Source organism: Pseudalkalibacillus sp. Hm43 (assembly GCF_054170705.1).
In genome coordinates this window covers 1,157,516-1,175,377 of sequence record NZ_CM135129.1, presented here as the reverse complement: position 1 = coordinate 1,175,377, position 17,862 = coordinate 1,157,516, and the positions used below count along the sequence as shown (strand labels likewise).

Below are 17,862 nucleotides of genomic sequence, written 5' to 3'. Positions count from 1 at the left end.
GATGAGACCGATACACCTCTCTGTAGCAGGCTTACATAGTTTTCGTGAAAAACAGGATGTTGATTTTCAGACTTTGTGCAAAGGTGGCGTATTCGGAATTTTCGGTCCGACGGGAAGCGGAAAGTCCTCACTGCTTGATGCAGTTACCCTGGCCCTCTATGGAAAAGTGGAGAGAGCATCCAACACGATACAAGGGATTATGAATCATGCAGAAGATCAACTCAATGTCAGTTTTTCATTTGAGTTAGGTGACCCTGCTTTCTCAAAATGCTACAAAGTGGAGCGAACGTTCAAACGCCACAAAAACGATACGATCCGTACGAGCACGTGCAGATTAATCGAGGTCATACATGAGGAACATGTGGTTCTTGCGGATAAAGAACGTGATGTGACTGCGGAAGTGGAGCAGATCCTTGGCCTAACGTTGACGGATTTCACCAGGGCTGTTGTCCTCCCTCAAGGTAAGTTTGCGGAATTTCTATCACTAAAAGGTGCGGAAAGACGCCAGATGCTTCAGAGACTTTTCCGGTTAGAGCAATATGGGGACCTTCTCAATCAGCGCTTAAAAAGCAAAGTGGAAGAAACGAATATGATTCTCAAAGAAATCGTGGCCGAACAGCAAGGACTTGGTGAAGCATCAACCGAAACACTGAAGGATCTGGAACAACGACTCAATCAAGCCTTGCAAGCAGTAGAAATACGGAACAAAGAGCTTGAAAAGAAAGAAGTCCAATTCGAACATTATCGTCAAATATGGAAATGGCAAGAAGAGTTGAATGACGTTAAAGCGAAGTTGAACGAGTTGCACGAGCAAGAGCCTGAAATCGAACGGTTGAAAAAGAGATTGAAAACAGCGCAAGAAGCTGATCTCCTACATCCATATGTACAGGAGCTTGAAGAGTTGCTTGGAGAACAGAAAGAATGGAATAAGAAGAAGACGAAATTGGAGCAAGAAACCGAACAGTTGAAGGCTCAAGTTGAATCATCTCATCGGGAAGTCCAAACCATTCAAAAAGATCGTTCTGAACATGAGCCGAAACTGTATGAACGGCTACAAGAATTGAAACAAGCCAAGGAACTCGAACAGGAAAGAAATCCTTTGTTGGAAAAAATCCAAACCGAACAGAAGATGCTGCAACAAAAGCAAGAAGAGTTGAAAACCGGTACGGAAGAGCTTGATAAGCTTCAAGAACAGAAGAAAAAAGCAATCCGTAAGCAGGCTGAAATCAAACAAGAGATTGAAGCAAAAACCATCACCTATGAACAACGTAATCGCTTGAGAGAAGCGATGACACTCAAACGTGACACCATTACCTTGAAGCAGACTCGTGAAGAACTTCTGAGCGAACATCAGAAGACGGTTTCCGCTATAAACCGTTTGCACTCTGAAACGGAGAAACAACACCGTCAATTGAAAAAGGCAAAAGAGAAACTCGGGTACTTGCTTCAACATACAGAAATCATTTATAACCGGGTGTGCGAGCATGAACGTGTCATTGAACGAGCGAAAAGTGGCATTGAGCAATTTTTAAAAGAAAGCAAAGATCAACAACAAAAATATGAACTTCATACTTTATCAGCTCAGATTGCAGAACAGCTCCAAAATGGAGAAAAATGTCCAGTATGTGGTTCGATCGACCATCCAGAACCTGTTTCCAACACTAACGATCAACACGATCATACCGTGTTGATTGAAGAACTGGAACAGCTGTATACGGATGTCAAAAATGAAGAGGTGACCATCAGTCACAATAAGAAGGACCTTGAGTATCTATTTGAAGCATTACAGGAATATGTGCAAAAAGATGAAATCCAAGGGGATGAGATTGCAGCTGCTTCTTTTGATCCGATCCAGAATAAACTTCAGTCGACAGAAGAGCTTAAGCGATACTTGAAACTCCTCCAAACAGAAACGAAAGGTTTCAAACAGGATTTATTGGAACTAAGAGAAAAGCGGAACAACTACACATCCATTTATGGTGAGCATGATAAGCTGTTGCTTGAAAATAAATCATCACTTGCCAATGAACAAAGGGAATTAGAGAAAATTGAGCAGAAGAAAAAGGACATCGAGACACAGCTCCACAATTTGAGTGAGCAGTGGCAGGCTAACTACCAGACTATCCCTTATGAACAGGTGGAGCAGCTTCAAAAAGAGATGGATGAACAGGAACAATTGGTCGCTGGGTTGAACAGCAGATATGATAAAAGTGTGTCTTTCCTTTATGAGCAGGATGAAAAAATCACGAAGACTTCAGAAGATGTCCAAACCAAAAGGCTAGAGTTTTCAAGCGCTGAATCAGAGGTGCAAACCATGAACAAACGCTTGAATGAGCTTCAACATAGGATTGACGAACTTTGTGGAGAAAAGAAAGCTGACGATCTTATCCATGCCGTGCAAAACGAAATGGCGGAATGGAAGCAACAAGAGGAAGCGGCTCTAAAAAGAAACAAAGAAGCGACCGTTCATCTGCAAGATTCAGATAAAGAGCTTGAAGTAGCCAAGTCCACTGTCCATCAAACAGAATCTCGCTTGAGAAAAGCGGAAGAGAGATGGACAGAAAAGGTGGATGGAACCTCTTTTGAAACGAAAGAACAAGTAAAAGAAGCACTCATCCTCTCCGGACGCCAAAAGGAATGGGAACAGGAAATTGAACAATTCAATAATGAAAAACAGAAATATGCACATGAGCAAACCCGTCTGCGCTCGTTGTTGAATCATAAAGAAGTCAGTGAATCTGAATGGGAAGCAGTCCAGATTGAATTGAAGAATGCCAAGCAAGCCAAAGAGGATGCCTTATCTGAAAAGGCGAGACTCGAAGGGGAATGGAGCGATACGAAAAAGCGGGCCGAAAAGTATGGTGAGTTGGAGAAAAAGCGCTTAGAGAATGAGGAGCTCTCCGAGCGACTCGGGAAACTACAGGCGGTGTTCAGAGGGAATAGTTTCGTAGAATACATCGCGGAAGAACAACTGCATCAAGTGGCACGTGATGCTTCTCAGCGCTTAGGAGAGCTGACGAGACAACGATACGCCCTGGAAGTGGACTCAGCTGGAGGTTTCGTCATCCGAGATGACGCCAATGGTGGAGTCAGAAGACCCGTTACCTCACTCTCGGGAGGGGAGACTTTCCTCACTTCACTTGCGCTCGCTCTATCACTTTCTGCACAAATCCAATTGCAAGGACAATATCCACTCGAATTCTTCTTCTTGGATGAAGGATTCGGTACGCTGGATCAATCCTTGTTGGATACCGTCATATCAGCACTTGAACGTTTGCAGATGCAACAAGTATCCGTCGGGGTCATATCCCATGTACCGGAATTGCGAGCAAGACTGCCGAGAAAACTGATTGTAGAACCTGCTACACCTGCCGGGAAAGGGAGCAGTGTTTCGATCAAAACGCTATAATCATCGAGGAGGATGACCTAAGAGTAGGTCCCTCCTTTTTTATTCTATTTTTCTTCCAAATTTTTGTAGTCTCTTGAACAAGGATTTTGACAAAAAATATCGAAGTTTAGCAGGACTGTATTATGGAGCTGGAGGAAATAGCATGCGCAAAAAAGCAGATACGATACAATTATTTGATCTATGGGCAGAATCGTACGATCAATATATCCAAAATCCCAATGGACCTTTACTAGGTTATGAAACTAGCCTAGAAGAAGCTTCTTATTGGTTGAAAGAGAAGCGGTTCAAGACGATTCTTGACATTGGAATCGGCACGGGAGGCTTTATCAAGCGTTTCCACGCTGATGAATATCACGGCATCGATCTATCTGAAAAGATGTTGGAAGAATGTAAGCAAAACCATCCGGATTATACCTTGTCTCAAGGGACGTTCAATGAAACCAATCAGGCTTTTGAAGCTTTCGAATTGGTCGTATCCAGTTTCACGTTTCATGAGGTGATCCCGGAAGATCGGCTCTCTGCTTGTCAAGAAACGTTCAGGATCTTACAAAAAGACGGATATTTCTTGCTGGTTGATATCATGTTCCCATCTGAATCAGCACGGAATCAGGCGAAAGAAACCATTGCACAGTATTGGGATGATTCAGAGGACTATCCTCTTGTAATGAACATGGACAAGCATTTGAGAGAGGCCGGGTTCAAGTCCATTCAATGGAAGCAGACCGGACCCTATCATTGGGCAGTCATCGCCAAAAAATAGTTCAATATAATTATTGGAAAAAAATGATACGACCCAGTTTTTCTGGTAGGATAGATAATATGCCAGTATGCTAGAGAGATAGAAATGGGGGAAGAAACTTGGAGCATCATGTTCAAGTTTGGAGAGGTTTATTCAAACCGAATGAAACTTTACATACATTAAGAGAATCGAAAACCATACACGGGTACCGACTTAGAATATTAATTCTTTTATTATGCAGTTCGATCGTATTCGGATTGCTGTTCTACATATGTGCCGGGGAATGGTTATTGATGCCTGAAGCTGTGAAAATGGATTTATCAGCGGATCAGAAATTTGCAGCATCTGTTTTGATTGGAATTGGTGGAGCGATCGGGGGGCTTGTTCTTCCGTTTTTGTTGATCGGTTCTTCTACTCTCGCATTTTGGGGGTTTTTCCGGGATATCGGTTTCAAGCGGTTGTATGTCCTGCAAACCTATTTGTTCGTGATCATTCTCATCGGAATAGCAGCTAATCTACCATATATGTTTGCATTCGGTTCAACCGAAATGCTTTCGCCGTTCGGCATTGGACCATGGGTTAAAGCCATTACAGATCATGTGTTTTTGACGACACTCTCGGGTTGGATTACGGTTTTCTTTGTATGGCATCTCTATGCAACTGTTAAGCTGCTCATTGAGTCGTCCTTGAAGTCGAAACGATATATTCTTACAGTCACAATTGGATTGCATGGGTTATTCATCTTGATTTTATCTGTAATCAACATGATGTACCACTTGCATTTGAACGGTTAGAAACGGGGGTTCTCAGTTTGAACGGTTACATAAAGAAAGCGTTGATCGCACTGCCGATCATCCTGTTCGTCATCATAAACACATATCTATTTATCCTGAATGAGTCGATTTTTGCGAGCGAAAAGCCATATGAAGTGACGAGAATCGAACAACGTGATTTGAAGGAGACGATCCAAGCGACAGGCGTTGTCGTCCCTAAGGAAAAAGAAGAATTCTACTTTGACGAAAGTAGAGGCACGCTCGAGGAAATCCTTGTCCAAGAAGGCGATGATATATCCAGCGGAACGGATATCCTTCAATATAGCGCTTCAAATTATGATCAACAAGTCGTTGCTCTCGAAAATGAAATTGATGTATTGGAAACTGAAAAGGATTATCACGAAGATCGAGAGAGATTGATCGGGAACCAAATTTTGAGGGAATCTGCTAAGGATGAAGAGGAGAGAGATGATTCGGCTTTATTACTACTCGAACAGGAAGAAGCCGATGCGGAATACCAGGCTGATCGTATTGACAGTATGATTTCCAATAAAGAGGATGAAATCAAACAGCTTGAATCTCGTTCTGGTGAGATGACAGTAAAAAGTTCCATCTCTGGAACCGTCCAGAAGGTTTCCTATGAAAGAGGTTCTGCAAAAGAACCTTTAGTGGTTCTCGCCAATGAAGATAACGTTATGGTTCGGACATTCCTTTCCGAGAAAGAAGTTCTTTTGTTACAAGAAGGTGACGACGTACAGTTGAAATCTGCCAAGGACAAAGAGTGGAAAGGGATCATCGCTTCTATTCAACCTGCTGAAGAGAAACAAGAAGGTTCAGAGTTTCAGGTCGATGTTGAGGTCGAACAAGAAGGTGAATCCACTCTTCAGGTTGGAAGTACTGTTGAAATGACAGTCCGACCGATCGCAGTAAAAGATGCCGTAGCTGTTCGCCACGAATCCATTCTCCAAGAAGACGGGAAACAATATGTTTTGGTTGTGAAAAACGGATACATCGATAAAAGACAGGTTTCGTTCGGTTTTGAAAACAAAACCTATCTGGAAGTAACGAAAGGTTTAAAAGCTGAAGAAGTCATCGTCAAAGTTCCAAACCGACTACTTGTAGATGACATGGAGATTGAAGTCGTCGACATTGAAAAAGAGAAGAAGGCCAAAGAAGAGCAGGATCAGACTGAGGAAGAGCAGGATCCTGCAACGGATGAAGATTCCGAGAACAACGGCTAAACAAAAAACGTCTGCTGAGAAGCAGACGTTTTTTTTTGAACTATTTTTACATGACTCTGATCGGCAGTACATAGAGGAGAATCGCAAAGAAATGAGCAGCTGTTCCGGCGAGGACAAAGACATGCCATACCGCATGATGATACGGAAAAGCACGCCACACATAGAAGATCGTTCCGACTGTATAAAGGATTCCTCCGATGATGAATAACAAGCTGCCATCCGTAGGCAATGCCGTCATCAACGGTTTCCATGCAAATACAGCAAGCCAGCCCATTACGATGTAAATGACCGTTGATAGGTAGAGGAACTTTTTCACAAAGAATGCTTTGAAGAAAACGCCTACTAAGGCAATTCCCCATACAATTCCGAACAAAGTCCATCCCAGTGCACCTTTGACGACGATGAACAGAAACGGTGTATACGTACCAGCAATGAAAATGTAGATGGCGGCATGGTCGAATATTTCGAACAGATCCTTGAGCTTTCCTTCTGGAAAACTATGGACCAATGTAGATGCGGTATACAACAAAAGCATGGATGCGCCGTAAATGGAGAAGCTGACGACATGCCAGACAGAGCCATCCATGGCGGACATGACGACAAGTAAGACGAGCGCAACGACACTGAATACCGCACCGATTCCATGTGTGATGGCATTGACGATTTCTTCTTTTCTCGTATAGGTATGGGTATTTGCCATAATTGTCCTCCTATTATTATTCCACTCAGACCATTTCGTTCGTAGCGATCTTTTGATCAGGGAGTGTGAATGCAGTAGCTTCTTGCGATTTTGGATCGAAATACATAATCAATAGGGTGTCATTCTTCTTGATGGTACCATTTTCTAAAAATGCTTCAAGATCGAATGGAAGCTTCTCAATCATCACATGCTTGTGCAAATCTTTTTCATTCAGACCGAGCTCAACGAATTCACTGGATACTTTCTCTGGTGAACTCACGAGGTAACGGAAATAAGTGGTCTGGGTCTGCTTATCCATTGTAAAGTCCCACCAGGGCTTACGTGGTTTATGCTTTTGACGGATGAAATAATCGTACTTCATCAAGCCTTCAATCATTGGAAGTCCTTCCACTTGTTCATGAACAAGGAAATCGTGTAGACGTTTGAAAAGGTCCTCAAGCTGATGACCGATCCGTGACCATCCACGGGTTTCCCAGAAGTCTCCGAACTGTTGGAAGAAATCAAACGCCGATGGGAAGACTTCATCGATCAGATAACTGACCGTTGTATCCATACGGTGGTCATTCCAAAACTTCTCCAGTACATCTTCAACCCGTTTGATCTTGATGATTTCACCGAAAGATAAAACGTTGTTGCCAAGGATCTCGTAGGGAGCTTGATCCATATAGATGTAATCATGCTGCTCTGCTCGTAATCGTAAGCCGGTTCCTCGTAGCATCTTCAAGAAACCGAGCTGCACTTCTTCAATCCGGAACGCAAATACGTCATTAAACGTTCTTCTGAAGGAATCATAATTCTCTTCAGGTAGTCCTGCAATGAGATCCAGATGCTGGACGATTTTCCCTCCGTCTCGTACTGTAGTGACGGTCCTCGTGAGCTTTTCGAAGTTTTGACGTCGTTCCACAAGTTCATTCGTCGCATCATTCGTTGATTGGACACCGATTTCAAATCTGAACAATCCAACAGGGGCGTTCTCATTCAAATAATCGATGACTTCTGGACGCATGATGTCGGCAGTGATTTCAAACTGGAACACGGTCCCCGGTAGGTGCTCTTGAATGAGAAACTCAAACATCTCCAAGGCGTATTCCCTTCTGATGTTGAAGGTACGATCGACGAATTTTATGGTGCGTGCACCGTTTGCCATCAGGAATCGAATTTCCTCTTTCATCATTTCAATGTCGAAATAACGGACGCCGACTTCAATGGATGAGAGACAGAAGGCACATGAATAGGGACATCCTCGACTCGTTTCCACGTAGGTGACTCTTTTCGATAGCTGGCTAAGATCTTCTTCAAATCGGAATGGTGTAGGAACGGTTTTCAGATCGAGCTTCGGTCTTGGAGCCGATCGGTGAGGCTTCCCGTCCTTCATATACGCTAATCCTGCAACGGATTCCGGATCTTCTCCTTTTTCCAATGCTTGAAGCAAATCCTTGAACGTAGCTTCACCTTCTCCGACCACGATATAGTCGACGTGTTCGAGTCTTTCCAACCATTGAGGCACATCGTAGGATACTTCTGGTCCGCCGAGGACGATTTTAATGTCCGGGTTGATCTTTTTCAGCATTTCAATAATCGGTATCGTTTCTTCGATGTTCCAGATATAACAACTGAAACCAATTACATCCGGGTTTCGTGAATAAAGATCACTTACGATGTTCATGACAGGATCTTTGATCGTGTATTCAGCCATTTGCACATCATACTCAGGTGCACAATAGCTTTTCAGATATCTGAGCGCGAGACACGTATGTATGTACTTCGCGTTTAATGTACTTACTACAACATTCATTTACGTCACTCCATGCGTGTTATTAACAACTTATTTTAACACATTTCATTCCCAAACATGAGGTACTTCGATGAAAAGAGGAGATTTTACATAGGAATGGAAGTATATAAAGGGTTGAGGGTGCGGATTGTTTTACAAATGGGAAAAGTTCTTTCATCATTTATTGTAAAAATGAAAGCTGATAAGGAGGAACAATCATGGAACGTTTAACAGAAGAACAAGTGTTGAAGGAGATTGAAAAGCTGGAAGGCTGGTTTCTTCAAGATGAAAAGTGGATCGTTAAGAAATACCGGTTCAAGGAATATCTGGATGGCATTGATTTTGTCAGTCAAATTGCAAAGATTTCTGAAGACATTCAACATCACCCGCTCATTTCAATCGACTATAAGCTTGTTACGGTCAAATTAAGTTCCTGGCAAGCTAAGGGACTGACAGACCTCGACTTCAAGCTGGCTGCCGACTTTGATCGGGTTCACGGATAGGAGCTACATATCATGAAATTTTTAACGGGATTGAAAGCAGATAACGAAACATTCATTGGCATTGCGAAGGAAGGACATCCTGGTGAAGTCATCGATTTGAACGCAGCAGCCACCTACTATGACATGAAGATGCCGACCTTATTCTTGGAGTGTCTCCAATCAGAGCACTTTATAGAAACGGTACAGCAAATCTTAGCACGATTGCATGATGAGGAGAAGGAAGCGGCATACACTTTGAAGCGTGAAGAGATCAAGGTTCAGGCACCGATTCCCCGTCCGACCAAGAACGTTTTTTGTGTCGGGAAAAATTATCTCGATCACGCAATCGAGCTTGGGAGTGCCAGTGACGTTCCAGATGTTCCGATGTTCTTCTCAAAAACGCCGACATCTGTCATTGGAACAAAGGACCCTATTCGGATTCCAACGGATGTTACATCGGATATCGACTATGAGGGTGAACTGGCTGTCGTCATCGGAGTCGGCGGGAAACGGATCAAAGCCGAGGACGCTTATGACCATGTTTTCGGATACACGCTGTTGAACGATGTAACAGCAAGAGATCTTCAAAGTAAACACAAGCAATTTTTAATCGGAAAAAGCATGGACACGAGCTGTCCGATCGGACCTGTTGTCATCCATAAAACTTCCATTCCAGACCCGCATGACCTGGTCATCACTACATTTGTGAACGATGAAGTGCGACAGCAATCTTCTACATCCAAGATGATTTTTTCCATACCGAAGTTGATTGAAGAACTATCGAAAGCGATGACGCTCGAACCGGGTGATATCATCGCCACCGGAACCCCTGCAGGAGTAGGGAAAGGATTCGACCCACCGAAATATCTGAAAGCAGGCGATACCGTAACCATCGAAATTGAACAGATCGGTAAACTGAGTAATCCTGTCCTGAATGATGTTTAAGGACATGCCATCAATGGAATTGTAAAAGTAGCGATACTTACTAATTTTACGCAACAGCAATCAATATAAAATTGGAGGCGTTTTGATGGAAAAAGGGATCTTCATAAACAACGAATGGTCTGATCACGGGTTGGAAAAGACGGAGGTCATCAACCCGGCGACAGGAGAGGTCGTTGGGACGGTGCCACGTGGCGGAAAGAAGGAGACACGTTCGGCAATCGATGCGGCTCACGATGCTTTTCCTGGCTGGTCTGGGCTGAATGCTTACGACCGTGCCGCTTATCTTGAAAAATTGTATGAACTCATGATGAAGCATGAAGATGAACTGGCTGAGCTGATGACTTCAGAAATGGGGAAACCGCTGAAGGAATCAAAAGGTGAAGTCCAGTATGCCGCTTCTTTCGTCAAATGGTATGCAGAAGAAGGGAAGCGGGTGTATGGTCGTACAATCCCACCTTCTAAAGATGGAAAACGGATGCAAGTGATCAAGCAGCCAGTAGGAGTCGTCGGCGCGATTACGCCTTGGAACTTCCCGGCCGCGATGATTACCCGGAAAATGGCACCGGCATTGGCAGCTGGTTGTACATTCATCGTCAAACCACCGAATGAGACGCCACTGACGGCAGTGAGACTTGTCGAGCTGTGTGAAGAAGCAGGTTTTCCGAAGGGTGTCGTCAACCTGGTATCAGGAAAATCATCCGAGATCGGCGAAGAGCTTTTATCCAACCCAAAAGTACGGAAAATTACATTCACAGGATCGACGGAAGTCGGAAAACTACTGATGAAACAAGCTTCCGAGCAAGTGAAGAACTTGTCATTGGAGCTTGGCGGCCATGCGCCAATCGTGGTGCTGGATGACGCAGATGTGGAGCACGCTGCCAAGCAGACGGTTGCATCCAAGTTCCGTAACGGCGGACAAACCTGTATTTGCGGAAACCGTGTATACGTTCAGGAAAAAATATACGATGAGTTCATCCATCACGTCGTGAAAGAGACGGAGAAATTGAAGGTCGGCAACGGCTTTGAAGAAGGGACCGACATCGGTCCGATGATCAATAAGGATGCTTATGAAAAAGTCGGGAAGCACGTTGACAATGCAGTGAAGCAAGGCGCGAAGTGCGTGCACGGCGGAAAAGGGCAAGAAGCGGAGAACGGCACGTATTTCTATGAGCCGACTGTGTTGATTGATGTGGAGCCGAGCATGCTGATCATGAATGAAGAAACCTTTGGACCCGTTGCACCGATCCAAAAGGTGAAGACGGATGAAGAAGCCGTCAAATATGCGAACATGACGCCTTTCGGGTTAGCTGCATATGTATTCAGTGAAAATTACAGCCGAGGAATGAAGGTAGTAGAAGCGCTCGATTACGGTATCGTCGGCTGGAACGATGGATTACCGTCTGCTGCGCAAGCCCCATTTGGCGGAATGAAGCAAAGTGGACTAGGCCGTGAAGGCGGCATCGAAGGAATGGAAGCGTATCTCGAAACGAAGTACATCTCCATCGGGATGAAAGAATAAATCATTTCTATCATTAAGAAAGGATTGACCAGGGCCGTCTCACACGACGGCTTCCGGTCAATCCTTTTTCATTTATGATTGGCAGTGCCAGGTACCGATCGGGAGCCCTTGGTATTGTTGGGTTTGTGATCCGTGCCAGGCACCGATCAGGAACCCTTGCTGGGACTGACTTTCAAATCAGTACCTGGTACCGTTTCTGGTACCGTCTCTTTATTCAGGAGCGGGGAGGCGACGAGTAGTAGGGATAGTGCAAGAGTGACGTACAGTCCGATGGTGATGACATTTCCGGTATTCATTAACACGTATAAGCTGCTCATGACAGCGATAAATCCGACGACTGAATCGAAGTATTCGTTCAATGGCCGGTTGGTGAACATACCTAGTAAGATCACGAAAGAGAGTGTTGGAGCGAGCAACATCACATACATCGGCAACATCTGGTCATTCTGAACAGAGATAACGCCCAGGTTGTTCAGCTCTTGAGCGATATGGGTCGATTGATAAGGCAGCAGATAACCAGTGACTGAAACGGTGGTCAAAAGGAGTGGGATTTTAACCCATGGAAGTGCGAAACTGATGAGCAGACCTACGTGTAACCAGAAGCGAATATTCTTCATGCGGACATCTAACCCCCATTGATGTGTAGTCTACCTTAGAAATATTCACCATTGTCCACAAAAAGAACAGAAAAAGGGTGTCAGAACTTCATATCAAACACGAGTTTTCCAATTATAGCTCTGTTTTCGGTTATTTCCCATAAAAATCGGGTTATTTCCAATAAAAAATGAAATTTATAGACGAGAATTCGCGTTTTTCCATAAAAATCAGAAATGATAGCTCAAACCACACTAAAAAAGCAGGCTGATTTTACTCAGCCTGCTTCTACATTCCTACATATTCAAACTTATGTTGCGCTCAACACTTCTTTAATTCTTTCAATCGCCCAGTCGAGATCCTTCTTATCGATAATCAACGGTGGTGCGAAACGAATCACAGTGTCATGTGTCTCTTTACAGAGCAATCCTTTTTCTTTCAATCGCTCACAGTAAGGACGAGCAGCTTCTGTCATTTCGACTCCGATGAACAACCCGCGTCCGCGAACTTCCTTGATCTTCGGATTATCGATCGACTTCAATTCCTTCTGGAAGTAGTCTCCGAGCTCAAGTGAACGCTCAACGAGCTTCTCTTCTTCCATTACTTCTAGTGATGCGATGGATACGGCACAACCTAATGGGTTACCACCGAACGTTGATCCGTGGGAACCAGGGTTGAACACTCCAAGAACATCCTTATCAGCAGCTACACAAGAAATCGGGAATACTCCGCCTCCAAGTGCTTTACCGAGAATATACATGTCCGGCTCGACATCTTCCCAGTCACAAGCGAACGTTTTACCAGAACGGCCAAGACCAGCCTGAATTTCATCCGCAATCATCAATACGTTTTCAGAAGAACACAACTCGCGCACTTCCTTCAAAAAGCCTTCTGGTGGAATGTTGATTCCAGCTTCACCTTGGATCGGTTCAAACAAGAAAGCAGCTGTGTTTTCTGTGATCGCCTCACGCAACGCTTGGATATCGCCATATGGAACCAACTTGATTCCAGGCAGCATCGGACCGAATCCACGCTTGTACTCAGCTTCAGAAGAGAGTGAAACCGCTGACATTGTACGTCCATGGAAGTTGCCTTCACAAGCGATGATTTCAGCTTGGTTGTCAGCTACGCCTTTCACATCATATGCCCAGCGACGAGCGGATTTGATCGCTGTTTCAACTGCTTCAGCTCCTGTATTCATCGGTAATACCATGTCTTTTTTCGTAAGTTTGGATACTTTTTCGTAAAATGGAGCCAGTTGGTCATTATGGAAAGCGCGTGAAGTCAATGTCACACGATCCGCTTGTTGCTTCAATGCTTCAATAATCTTCGGATGACGGTGCCCCTGGTTGACTGCAGAATATGCACTCAGCATATCCATGTAACGGTTACCTTCAGGGTCTTTTACCCAAACACCTTCTGCCTCAGAAATGACAATCGGCAGTGGATGATAGTTCTTTGCACCATACTGTTCTGTCTTTGAAATGATCTGTTCAGTTCCTTGTTGGTCTCTTACTTGATTTTGATTCATGTGCTCACTCCATTCTTGTCATTATAGTCTCGCCTTTCATTATAAAGGATATCCGGAATGCAAAACACCCCAAAGCCCTATTTAAACTATTTCCCTTTCATTATGCCCTTTGATATGATAAAAAAGAATGTTCATAGAGGAGGAATTCAAATGATTCATGCACATGTGTCTTCATGGGCAGTAGCACTGATTCTATTTTTCGTAAGTTACTTTCTACTTCGTGCAGGAAAAGCGAAAGGACATAAGATTACGAGTATGATTTTAAGATTGTTCTATGTCTTGATCATCATCACTGGTGGTATGATTTTCGTTTCGTACATGTCAGCTGGTTATACCGCAGTTGCAGTCTTCATCAAAGTCCTCGTAGGTATCTGGGTCATCGGCGGAATGGAAATGGTATTGGCAAAAACGAAAAAAGGCGCATCAGCGAAAGGGATGTGGATCATGTTCCTCATCTCGTTGGTCCTTGTCCTATACTTAGGATATGGTGTTTTAGGTTAAACAAAAAAAGCTCTCCGCGATGGAGAGCTTTTTTTTGCGCTTGACACATCAGTCCGAGGTCCATTTTTCAGTCAAGATGGTCATGACGGCCTTTTCAATCGTATCTTCCTTTGGATGGCTTTCATAGTATGTATCGATCTGGGACAGCATTTCATTCGGGTCTGAGATGCCCATGTCACGGGATTCAAGACCCTTGACGAGGGTGAGGACGAAAGCCATACGCTCTTTATAGGAGAGAGCCTCCCATTCTGAACCGGTCTGGTTCAGGATCGTATCGGGATTCATCTCTTTCGCGTTTGTTCCTGTGGACTCATTGATTGCCGCCACTTTCTCTTCATCGACGAAAAAATCGGTCAGCTCCGGGCTGACAGCAAGGGCTGATATACCAAGCAATAATCCTAAGGTAAGAATGCCGAATAATAAGTTCTTCATCTTCTCTCCAGCCTTTGCCATGAAGTGAGGTGTCCCGTATATCAGTATAACATTTTTACCGAAGGAGGGATTTACGCTAGTAAAATGAATTCATAGGACAGTACCACGTTAACATGCTGCTAAAATAAAGATTATTAGTTAAAAAGAACTACTAAAGTACATATATATGTAAAATATAGAGATAAAATAGGAGTTTATACACCCTGTATATACATGTAGAATCAAGGTCGAATTGCCGATAAAAAGAGTAGAGAAATAATTTTAAGAGGTAAGGTATCCGATTAAGACGTTAGGAATGATGCGATTAATGAAAACATACACCACGATGTATCGCAATAAAAAACAAATAATAGAATTCATAGAGAAAAACGAACTTTCAACTCAAAATCACCTTCTCATCCAAGTGTTTACGAAAGAAGGGAAAGTTCGGATGTCTCGGCTTCATTCCCTATTGTCCATGATTCTACCAAGAGCGGTTATCATAGGGGCTACAATTGAAGCCTCATTTAATAGAGAAATCAAACAGAGCGGAACGGTTCTTTCTTTTACCGTATTCGAACGGACACGTATTGAGGGCACAGCTGTCCGCTTACCGAACCATAAAAATGCGTATGATTGCGGTTTGGAGATCGGTAGAAGGCTTGTTGAGAAGGATACGAAAGCCATCATTCTGTTCGGAAGCAGTCATACGTTTGACAGCCGGAGTGTCTTGGACGCTTTGGAAATTCAATGCCCAGACGTATTGATCGCTGGAGGGAACGCTGTCCCACTCGGACCAGAACAACAAGAGTTTCTCCTTTCAGACGAAGGATTAATAGACGTTGGCATGGTTGCGGTCAGTCTATCGGGTGAAGAGTTGTCGGCATCGTTGCATGCATGTACGGAATGGAGCACGGCGGGACGTCCATTCATTGTGACCCAGGTGGATGATCGACGCATTCTCACACTGGATCATAAGCCAGTGACGGAAATCTATGAAAAATATCTAGGGAAAAAGATGCTCGATAACATCGAAAGTGCCGAATCCTCATTTCCTTTGATGGTCAAGCAAGGACACGTGACGAAGCCCGTCATGATCAAAGACTTCCACGAGGATGGCTCTATTACGGTGATTGATCCGATTGAAAAAGGGACGACGGTTTACATCGGTTGTGGTGATGCGAGTATCTTCCTGAATACATTCAACTTCATATCGGATCGGTTGAAAGGTGTGCCTGTAGAAGGATTGTTCATGTATTCCTGTTTGTCCCGTTTACGGTTTTTCAAAAAAGGGATCGAGCATGAAATGAACACGATCAAAAATCTGATTCCGACAACAGGTGCTTTTACCGCGGGAGAGTATTATCAAGAAGAAGGAAAGAATGAAGTCTTATCGTATGCATTGACGTTCCTTGCTTTAGCGGAAAGTGAAGCTTACATTGATGAGGATGATTTCAAAAGGGCGACGAATGCGAGCTCTGAAATCAAAGAGATCCTTGCCCTTTCCCAACTGATTAAAGCATCGACAGAAGATTTGGAAGAACTACATCATAGTTTGAAAGAATCGGAGCAACGGTATAAATCCTTGTTTGAGCATAATCCGGATATCGTTTATTCAGTAGATCGAAAAGGAACCATCACAAGTGTCAATTCCACAACTGAAAAGATCCTCGGATTCACGACTGATGAAGTGATCGGAAAGAGCGCCGTGGAATTCCTGCATGAAGAGGATCTGAATCGTGTACACGAATATTTCCGTCTTGCCATGAACAATCAACCGCAACATTTTACGGCTGTGATCCAGCATAAAAACGGGCAGAATGTCCTGTTTGAAGTCGCCAACATGCCGATTATCGTAAACGATGACGTCGTAGGTATTTATGGGGTTGCGAAGAACCGGACGGACCAAATTCTTGCGGAAGAGAAAATTACGCAGCTTGCATACCATGACAGCTTGACTGGACTACCGAACCGGTTGTTTTTCCATGAGCGATTGAAGCATGCAATCGACGTGGCGACGCATACGAAGGGACTCGTGGCGGTCATGGTCGTCGATTTGGATGAATTCAAGTTGATCAACGACAGCTTAGGGCATCAAGCGGGGGACCGCATACTGAAACATGTTGCTAAAAATATGAATGGCATGATCTCAGACGATCAGTTCCTGGCGCGGTTTGCAGCTGATGAATTTCTAGTGCTCGTCCCGCATGCAGACGATTTGGAGAGCATTACGGCGCTCGCCCACAACTTACTGTCCGTCATCAAAAAGCCTGTGTTTTTAAAAGGGAAGGAATATGTACTTTCAGGGAGTATCGGAATCAGTCTCTATCCGAATGATGCAGTTGACGACGAGAAATTGTTGAAGCATGCCAATCTGGCCATGCACCGGGCGAAGTTGATCGGCAGGAACAGTGTCCAATTGTTCACCGACGATATGAACGACCAGATCAATGAGCGGCTGGAATTGGAGAATCATTTACGTAAAGCAGCCCAGTTGGATGAACTTGAAGTGTATTACCAACCGCAGATTTGTATGAAAACCGGCGAGGTGTTTGCATTCGAAGCGCTCATCCGTTGGAAGCATACGAAACGCGGGATGATTCCGCCGAACATCTTCATTCCGATAGCCGAGGAAACAGGGTTGATTAACGAGATCGGGTACTGGGTTTTGGAGGAAGCTTGCTCTCAAACGCGTAAGTGGCATGACAGTGGAATGGAAGACATATCGATTTGTGTTAATGTGTCCGGCAAGCAGTTCCAACGCGTCGATTTCATTGATGAAGTGAAGACGTGTCTCCAGAATACAGGTCTTCAACCGTCCAACCTTCATATCGAGTTGACGGAGAGCATCATGCTCGAGGACGTTGATCATAGCTTGTGGATCATCAACCAACTAAGGGCATTAGGAGTCAAGATTTCCGTGGACGATTTTGGGACAGGGTATTCTTCTTTAAGTTATTTACGGGACTTTCCGATCGATATTTTGAAAATCGATCAGTCTTTCATCCGTAACCTCGAAGAATACAACTCCGATGCCGCGATTGTCCGGGCCATCATTACGATGTGTGAAGGCTTGAATGTGACGGTGTTGGCTGAGGGTGTTGAAACGAAGGAACAATTGACGACGTTGAAAAAGTTCGGCTGCAACCAGATTCAAGGGTACTATATCAGTAGGCCTGTTGAAGCTGAAGCGATCAAGAGTCTGAACCGAAAATACAGCATTGTATAAGGAGAAGGGTGACG

General features: G+C 44.1%; 14 protein-coding genes. 9 read left to right on the top strand and 5 right to left on the bottom strand.

Going from position 1 to position 17,862, the window contains the following annotated elements; genetic code table 11:
• Position 1: 1 nt before the first annotated feature.
• The 4 genes from ACXQIQ_RS06195 (at position 2) to ACXQIQ_RS06180 (ending at position 6,162) form a co-directional block, all read left to right on the top strand.
• On the top strand, positions 2-3,409 hold the full coding sequence (locus ACXQIQ_RS06195) for an AAA family ATPase (RefSeq protein ID WP_439299638.1): 3,408 nt from the start codon (positions 2-4) through the stop codon (positions 3,407-3,409).
• A 142-nt stretch (positions 3,410-3,551) separates the two neighbouring features.
• Entirely contained in the window at positions 3,552-4,169 is a 618-nt protein-coding gene (locus tag ACXQIQ_RS06190; RefSeq protein ID WP_439299639.1) for a class I SAM-dependent DNA methyltransferase, read from the top strand.
• Between the two features lie 98 nt (positions 4,170-4,267).
• Positions 4,268-4,942, top strand: coding sequence for a hypothetical protein (locus ACXQIQ_RS06185; RefSeq protein WP_439299641.1), 675 nt, complete (start codon positions 4,268-4,270; stop codon positions 4,940-4,942).
• 17 nt (positions 4,943-4,959) lie between these two features.
• A complete protein-coding gene (locus ACXQIQ_RS06180) occupies positions 4,960-6,162 on the top strand; it encodes an efflux RND transporter periplasmic adaptor subunit (RefSeq protein ID WP_439299642.1) in 1,203 nt (400 codons plus the stop codon).
• Positions 6,163-6,208: 46 nt separating this feature from the next.
• Here ACXQIQ_RS06180 and trhA read toward each other — a convergent pair whose 3' ends face one another.
• Positions 6,209-6,862 (bottom strand): PAQR family membrane homeostasis protein TrhA, encoded by a 654-nt coding sequence (gene trhA / locus ACXQIQ_RS06175; RefSeq protein ID WP_439299643.1) that lies wholly within the window; start codon positions 6,860-6,862, stop codon positions 6,209-6,211.
• Positions 6,863-6,887: 25 nt separating this feature from the next.
• Positions 6,888-8,657 (bottom strand): B12-binding domain-containing radical SAM protein, encoded by a 1,770-nt coding sequence (locus ACXQIQ_RS06170; protein ID WP_439299644.1) that lies wholly within the window; start codon positions 8,655-8,657, stop codon positions 6,888-6,890.
• Positions 8,658-8,854: 197 nt separating this feature from the next.
• Here ACXQIQ_RS06170 and ACXQIQ_RS06165 point away from each other — a divergent pair, with 197 nt between their 5' ends.
• From ACXQIQ_RS06165 to ACXQIQ_RS06155, 3 genes are all read left to right on the top strand, one after another.
• Positions 8,855-9,139 carry a 4a-hydroxytetrahydrobiopterin dehydratase gene (locus tag ACXQIQ_RS06165; RefSeq protein ID WP_439299645.1) on the top strand — a complete coding sequence of 95 codons (285 nt, stop codon included), beginning with the start codon at positions 8,855-8,857 and terminating at the stop codon, positions 9,137-9,139.
• A gap of 12 nt (positions 9,140-9,151) precedes the next feature.
• A complete protein-coding gene (locus ACXQIQ_RS06160) occupies positions 9,152-10,063 on the top strand; it encodes a fumarylacetoacetate hydrolase family protein (RefSeq protein ID WP_439299647.1) in 912 nt (303 codons plus the stop codon).
• An 85-nt stretch (positions 10,064-10,148) separates the two neighbouring features.
• Entirely contained in the window at positions 10,149-11,582 is a 1,434-nt protein-coding gene (locus ACXQIQ_RS06155) for an NAD-dependent succinate-semialdehyde dehydrogenase (RefSeq protein ID WP_439299648.1), read from the top strand.
• 146 nt (positions 11,583-11,728) lie between these two features.
• Here the strand turns inward: ACXQIQ_RS06155 and ACXQIQ_RS06150 are convergent, their stop codons facing one another.
• Together ACXQIQ_RS06150 and ACXQIQ_RS06145 are read right to left on the bottom strand one after the other, a co-directional pair.
• On the bottom strand, positions 11,729-12,199 hold the full coding sequence (locus tag ACXQIQ_RS06150) for a hypothetical protein (RefSeq protein ID WP_439299649.1): 471 nt from the start codon (positions 12,197-12,199) through the stop codon (positions 11,729-11,731).
• Between the two features lie 287 nt (positions 12,200-12,486).
• The gene (locus tag ACXQIQ_RS06145) at positions 12,487-13,707 is read right to left on the bottom strand and encodes an ornithine--oxo-acid transaminase (RefSeq protein ID WP_439299650.1); all 1,221 of its coding nucleotides are present in this window, start codon (positions 13,705-13,707) and stop codon (positions 12,487-12,489) included.
• A 150-nt stretch (positions 13,708-13,857) separates the two neighbouring features.
• Between ACXQIQ_RS06145 and ACXQIQ_RS06140 the strand changes: the two genes are divergently transcribed.
• Positions 13,858-14,208 (top strand): YisL family protein, encoded by a 351-nt coding sequence (locus ACXQIQ_RS06140; RefSeq protein ID WP_439299651.1) that lies wholly within the window; start codon positions 13,858-13,860, stop codon positions 14,206-14,208.
• A 48-nt stretch (positions 14,209-14,256) separates the two neighbouring features.
• On the opposite strand, the gene ACXQIQ_RS06135 is transcribed toward ACXQIQ_RS06140, so the two are convergent.
• A complete protein-coding gene (locus ACXQIQ_RS06135; RefSeq protein WP_458025947.1) occupies positions 14,257-14,640 on the bottom strand; it encodes a hypothetical protein in 384 nt (127 codons plus the stop codon).
• A gap of 307 nt (positions 14,641-14,947) precedes the next feature.
• On the opposite strand from ACXQIQ_RS06135, the gene ACXQIQ_RS06130 reads away from it, so the two are divergent.
• Positions 14,948-17,848: an EAL domain-containing protein gene (locus ACXQIQ_RS06130; protein WP_439299653.1), complete on the top strand. Its 2,901-nt coding sequence runs from the start codon at positions 14,948-14,950 to the stop codon at positions 17,846-17,848.
• Positions 17,849-17,862 lie beyond the last annotated feature (14 nt).

What these genes read in the sequence shown, in the direction of transcription:
- ACXQIQ_RS06195 (WP_439299638.1), top strand. Translation starts at nt 2, where the DNA reads ATGAGACCGATACACCTCTCTGTAGCAGGCTTACATAGTTTTCGTGAA.
- ACXQIQ_RS06190 (WP_439299639.1), top strand. Translation starts at nt 3,552, where the DNA reads ATGCGCAAAAAAGCAGATACGATACAATTATTTGATCTATGGGCAGAA.
- trhA (WP_439299643.1), bottom strand. Translation starts at nt 6,862, where the DNA reads ATGGCAAATACCCATACCTATACGAGAAAAGAAGAAATCGTCAATGCC.
- ACXQIQ_RS06170 (WP_439299644.1), bottom strand. Translation starts at nt 8,657, where the DNA reads ATGAATGTTGTAGTAAGTACATTAAACGCGAAGTACATACATACGTGT.
- ACXQIQ_RS06165 (WP_439299645.1), top strand. Translation starts at nt 8,855, where the DNA reads ATGGAACGTTTAACAGAAGAACAAGTGTTGAAGGAGATTGAAAAGCTG.
- ACXQIQ_RS06160 (WP_439299647.1), top strand. Translation starts at nt 9,152, where the DNA reads ATGAAATTTTTAACGGGATTGAAAGCAGATAACGAAACATTCATTGGC.
- ACXQIQ_RS06155 (WP_439299648.1), top strand. Translation starts at nt 10,149, where the DNA reads ATGGAAAAAGGGATCTTCATAAACAACGAATGGTCTGATCACGGGTTG.
- ACXQIQ_RS06150 (WP_439299649.1), bottom strand. Translation starts at nt 12,199, where the DNA reads ATGAAGAATATTCGCTTCTGGTTACACGTAGGTCTGCTCATCAGTTTC.
- ACXQIQ_RS06145 (WP_439299650.1), bottom strand. Translation starts at nt 13,707, where the DNA reads ATGAATCAAAATCAAGTAAGAGACCAACAAGGAACTGAACAGATCATT.
- ACXQIQ_RS06140 (WP_439299651.1), top strand. Translation starts at nt 13,858, where the DNA reads ATGATTCATGCACATGTGTCTTCATGGGCAGTAGCACTGATTCTATTT.
- ACXQIQ_RS06135 (WP_458025947.1), bottom strand. Translation starts at nt 14,640, where the DNA reads ATGAAGAACTTATTATTCGGCATTCTTACCTTAGGATTATTGCTTGGT.
- ACXQIQ_RS06130 (WP_439299653.1), top strand. Translation starts at nt 14,948, where the DNA reads ATGAAAACATACACCACGATGTATCGCAATAAAAAACAAATAATAGAA.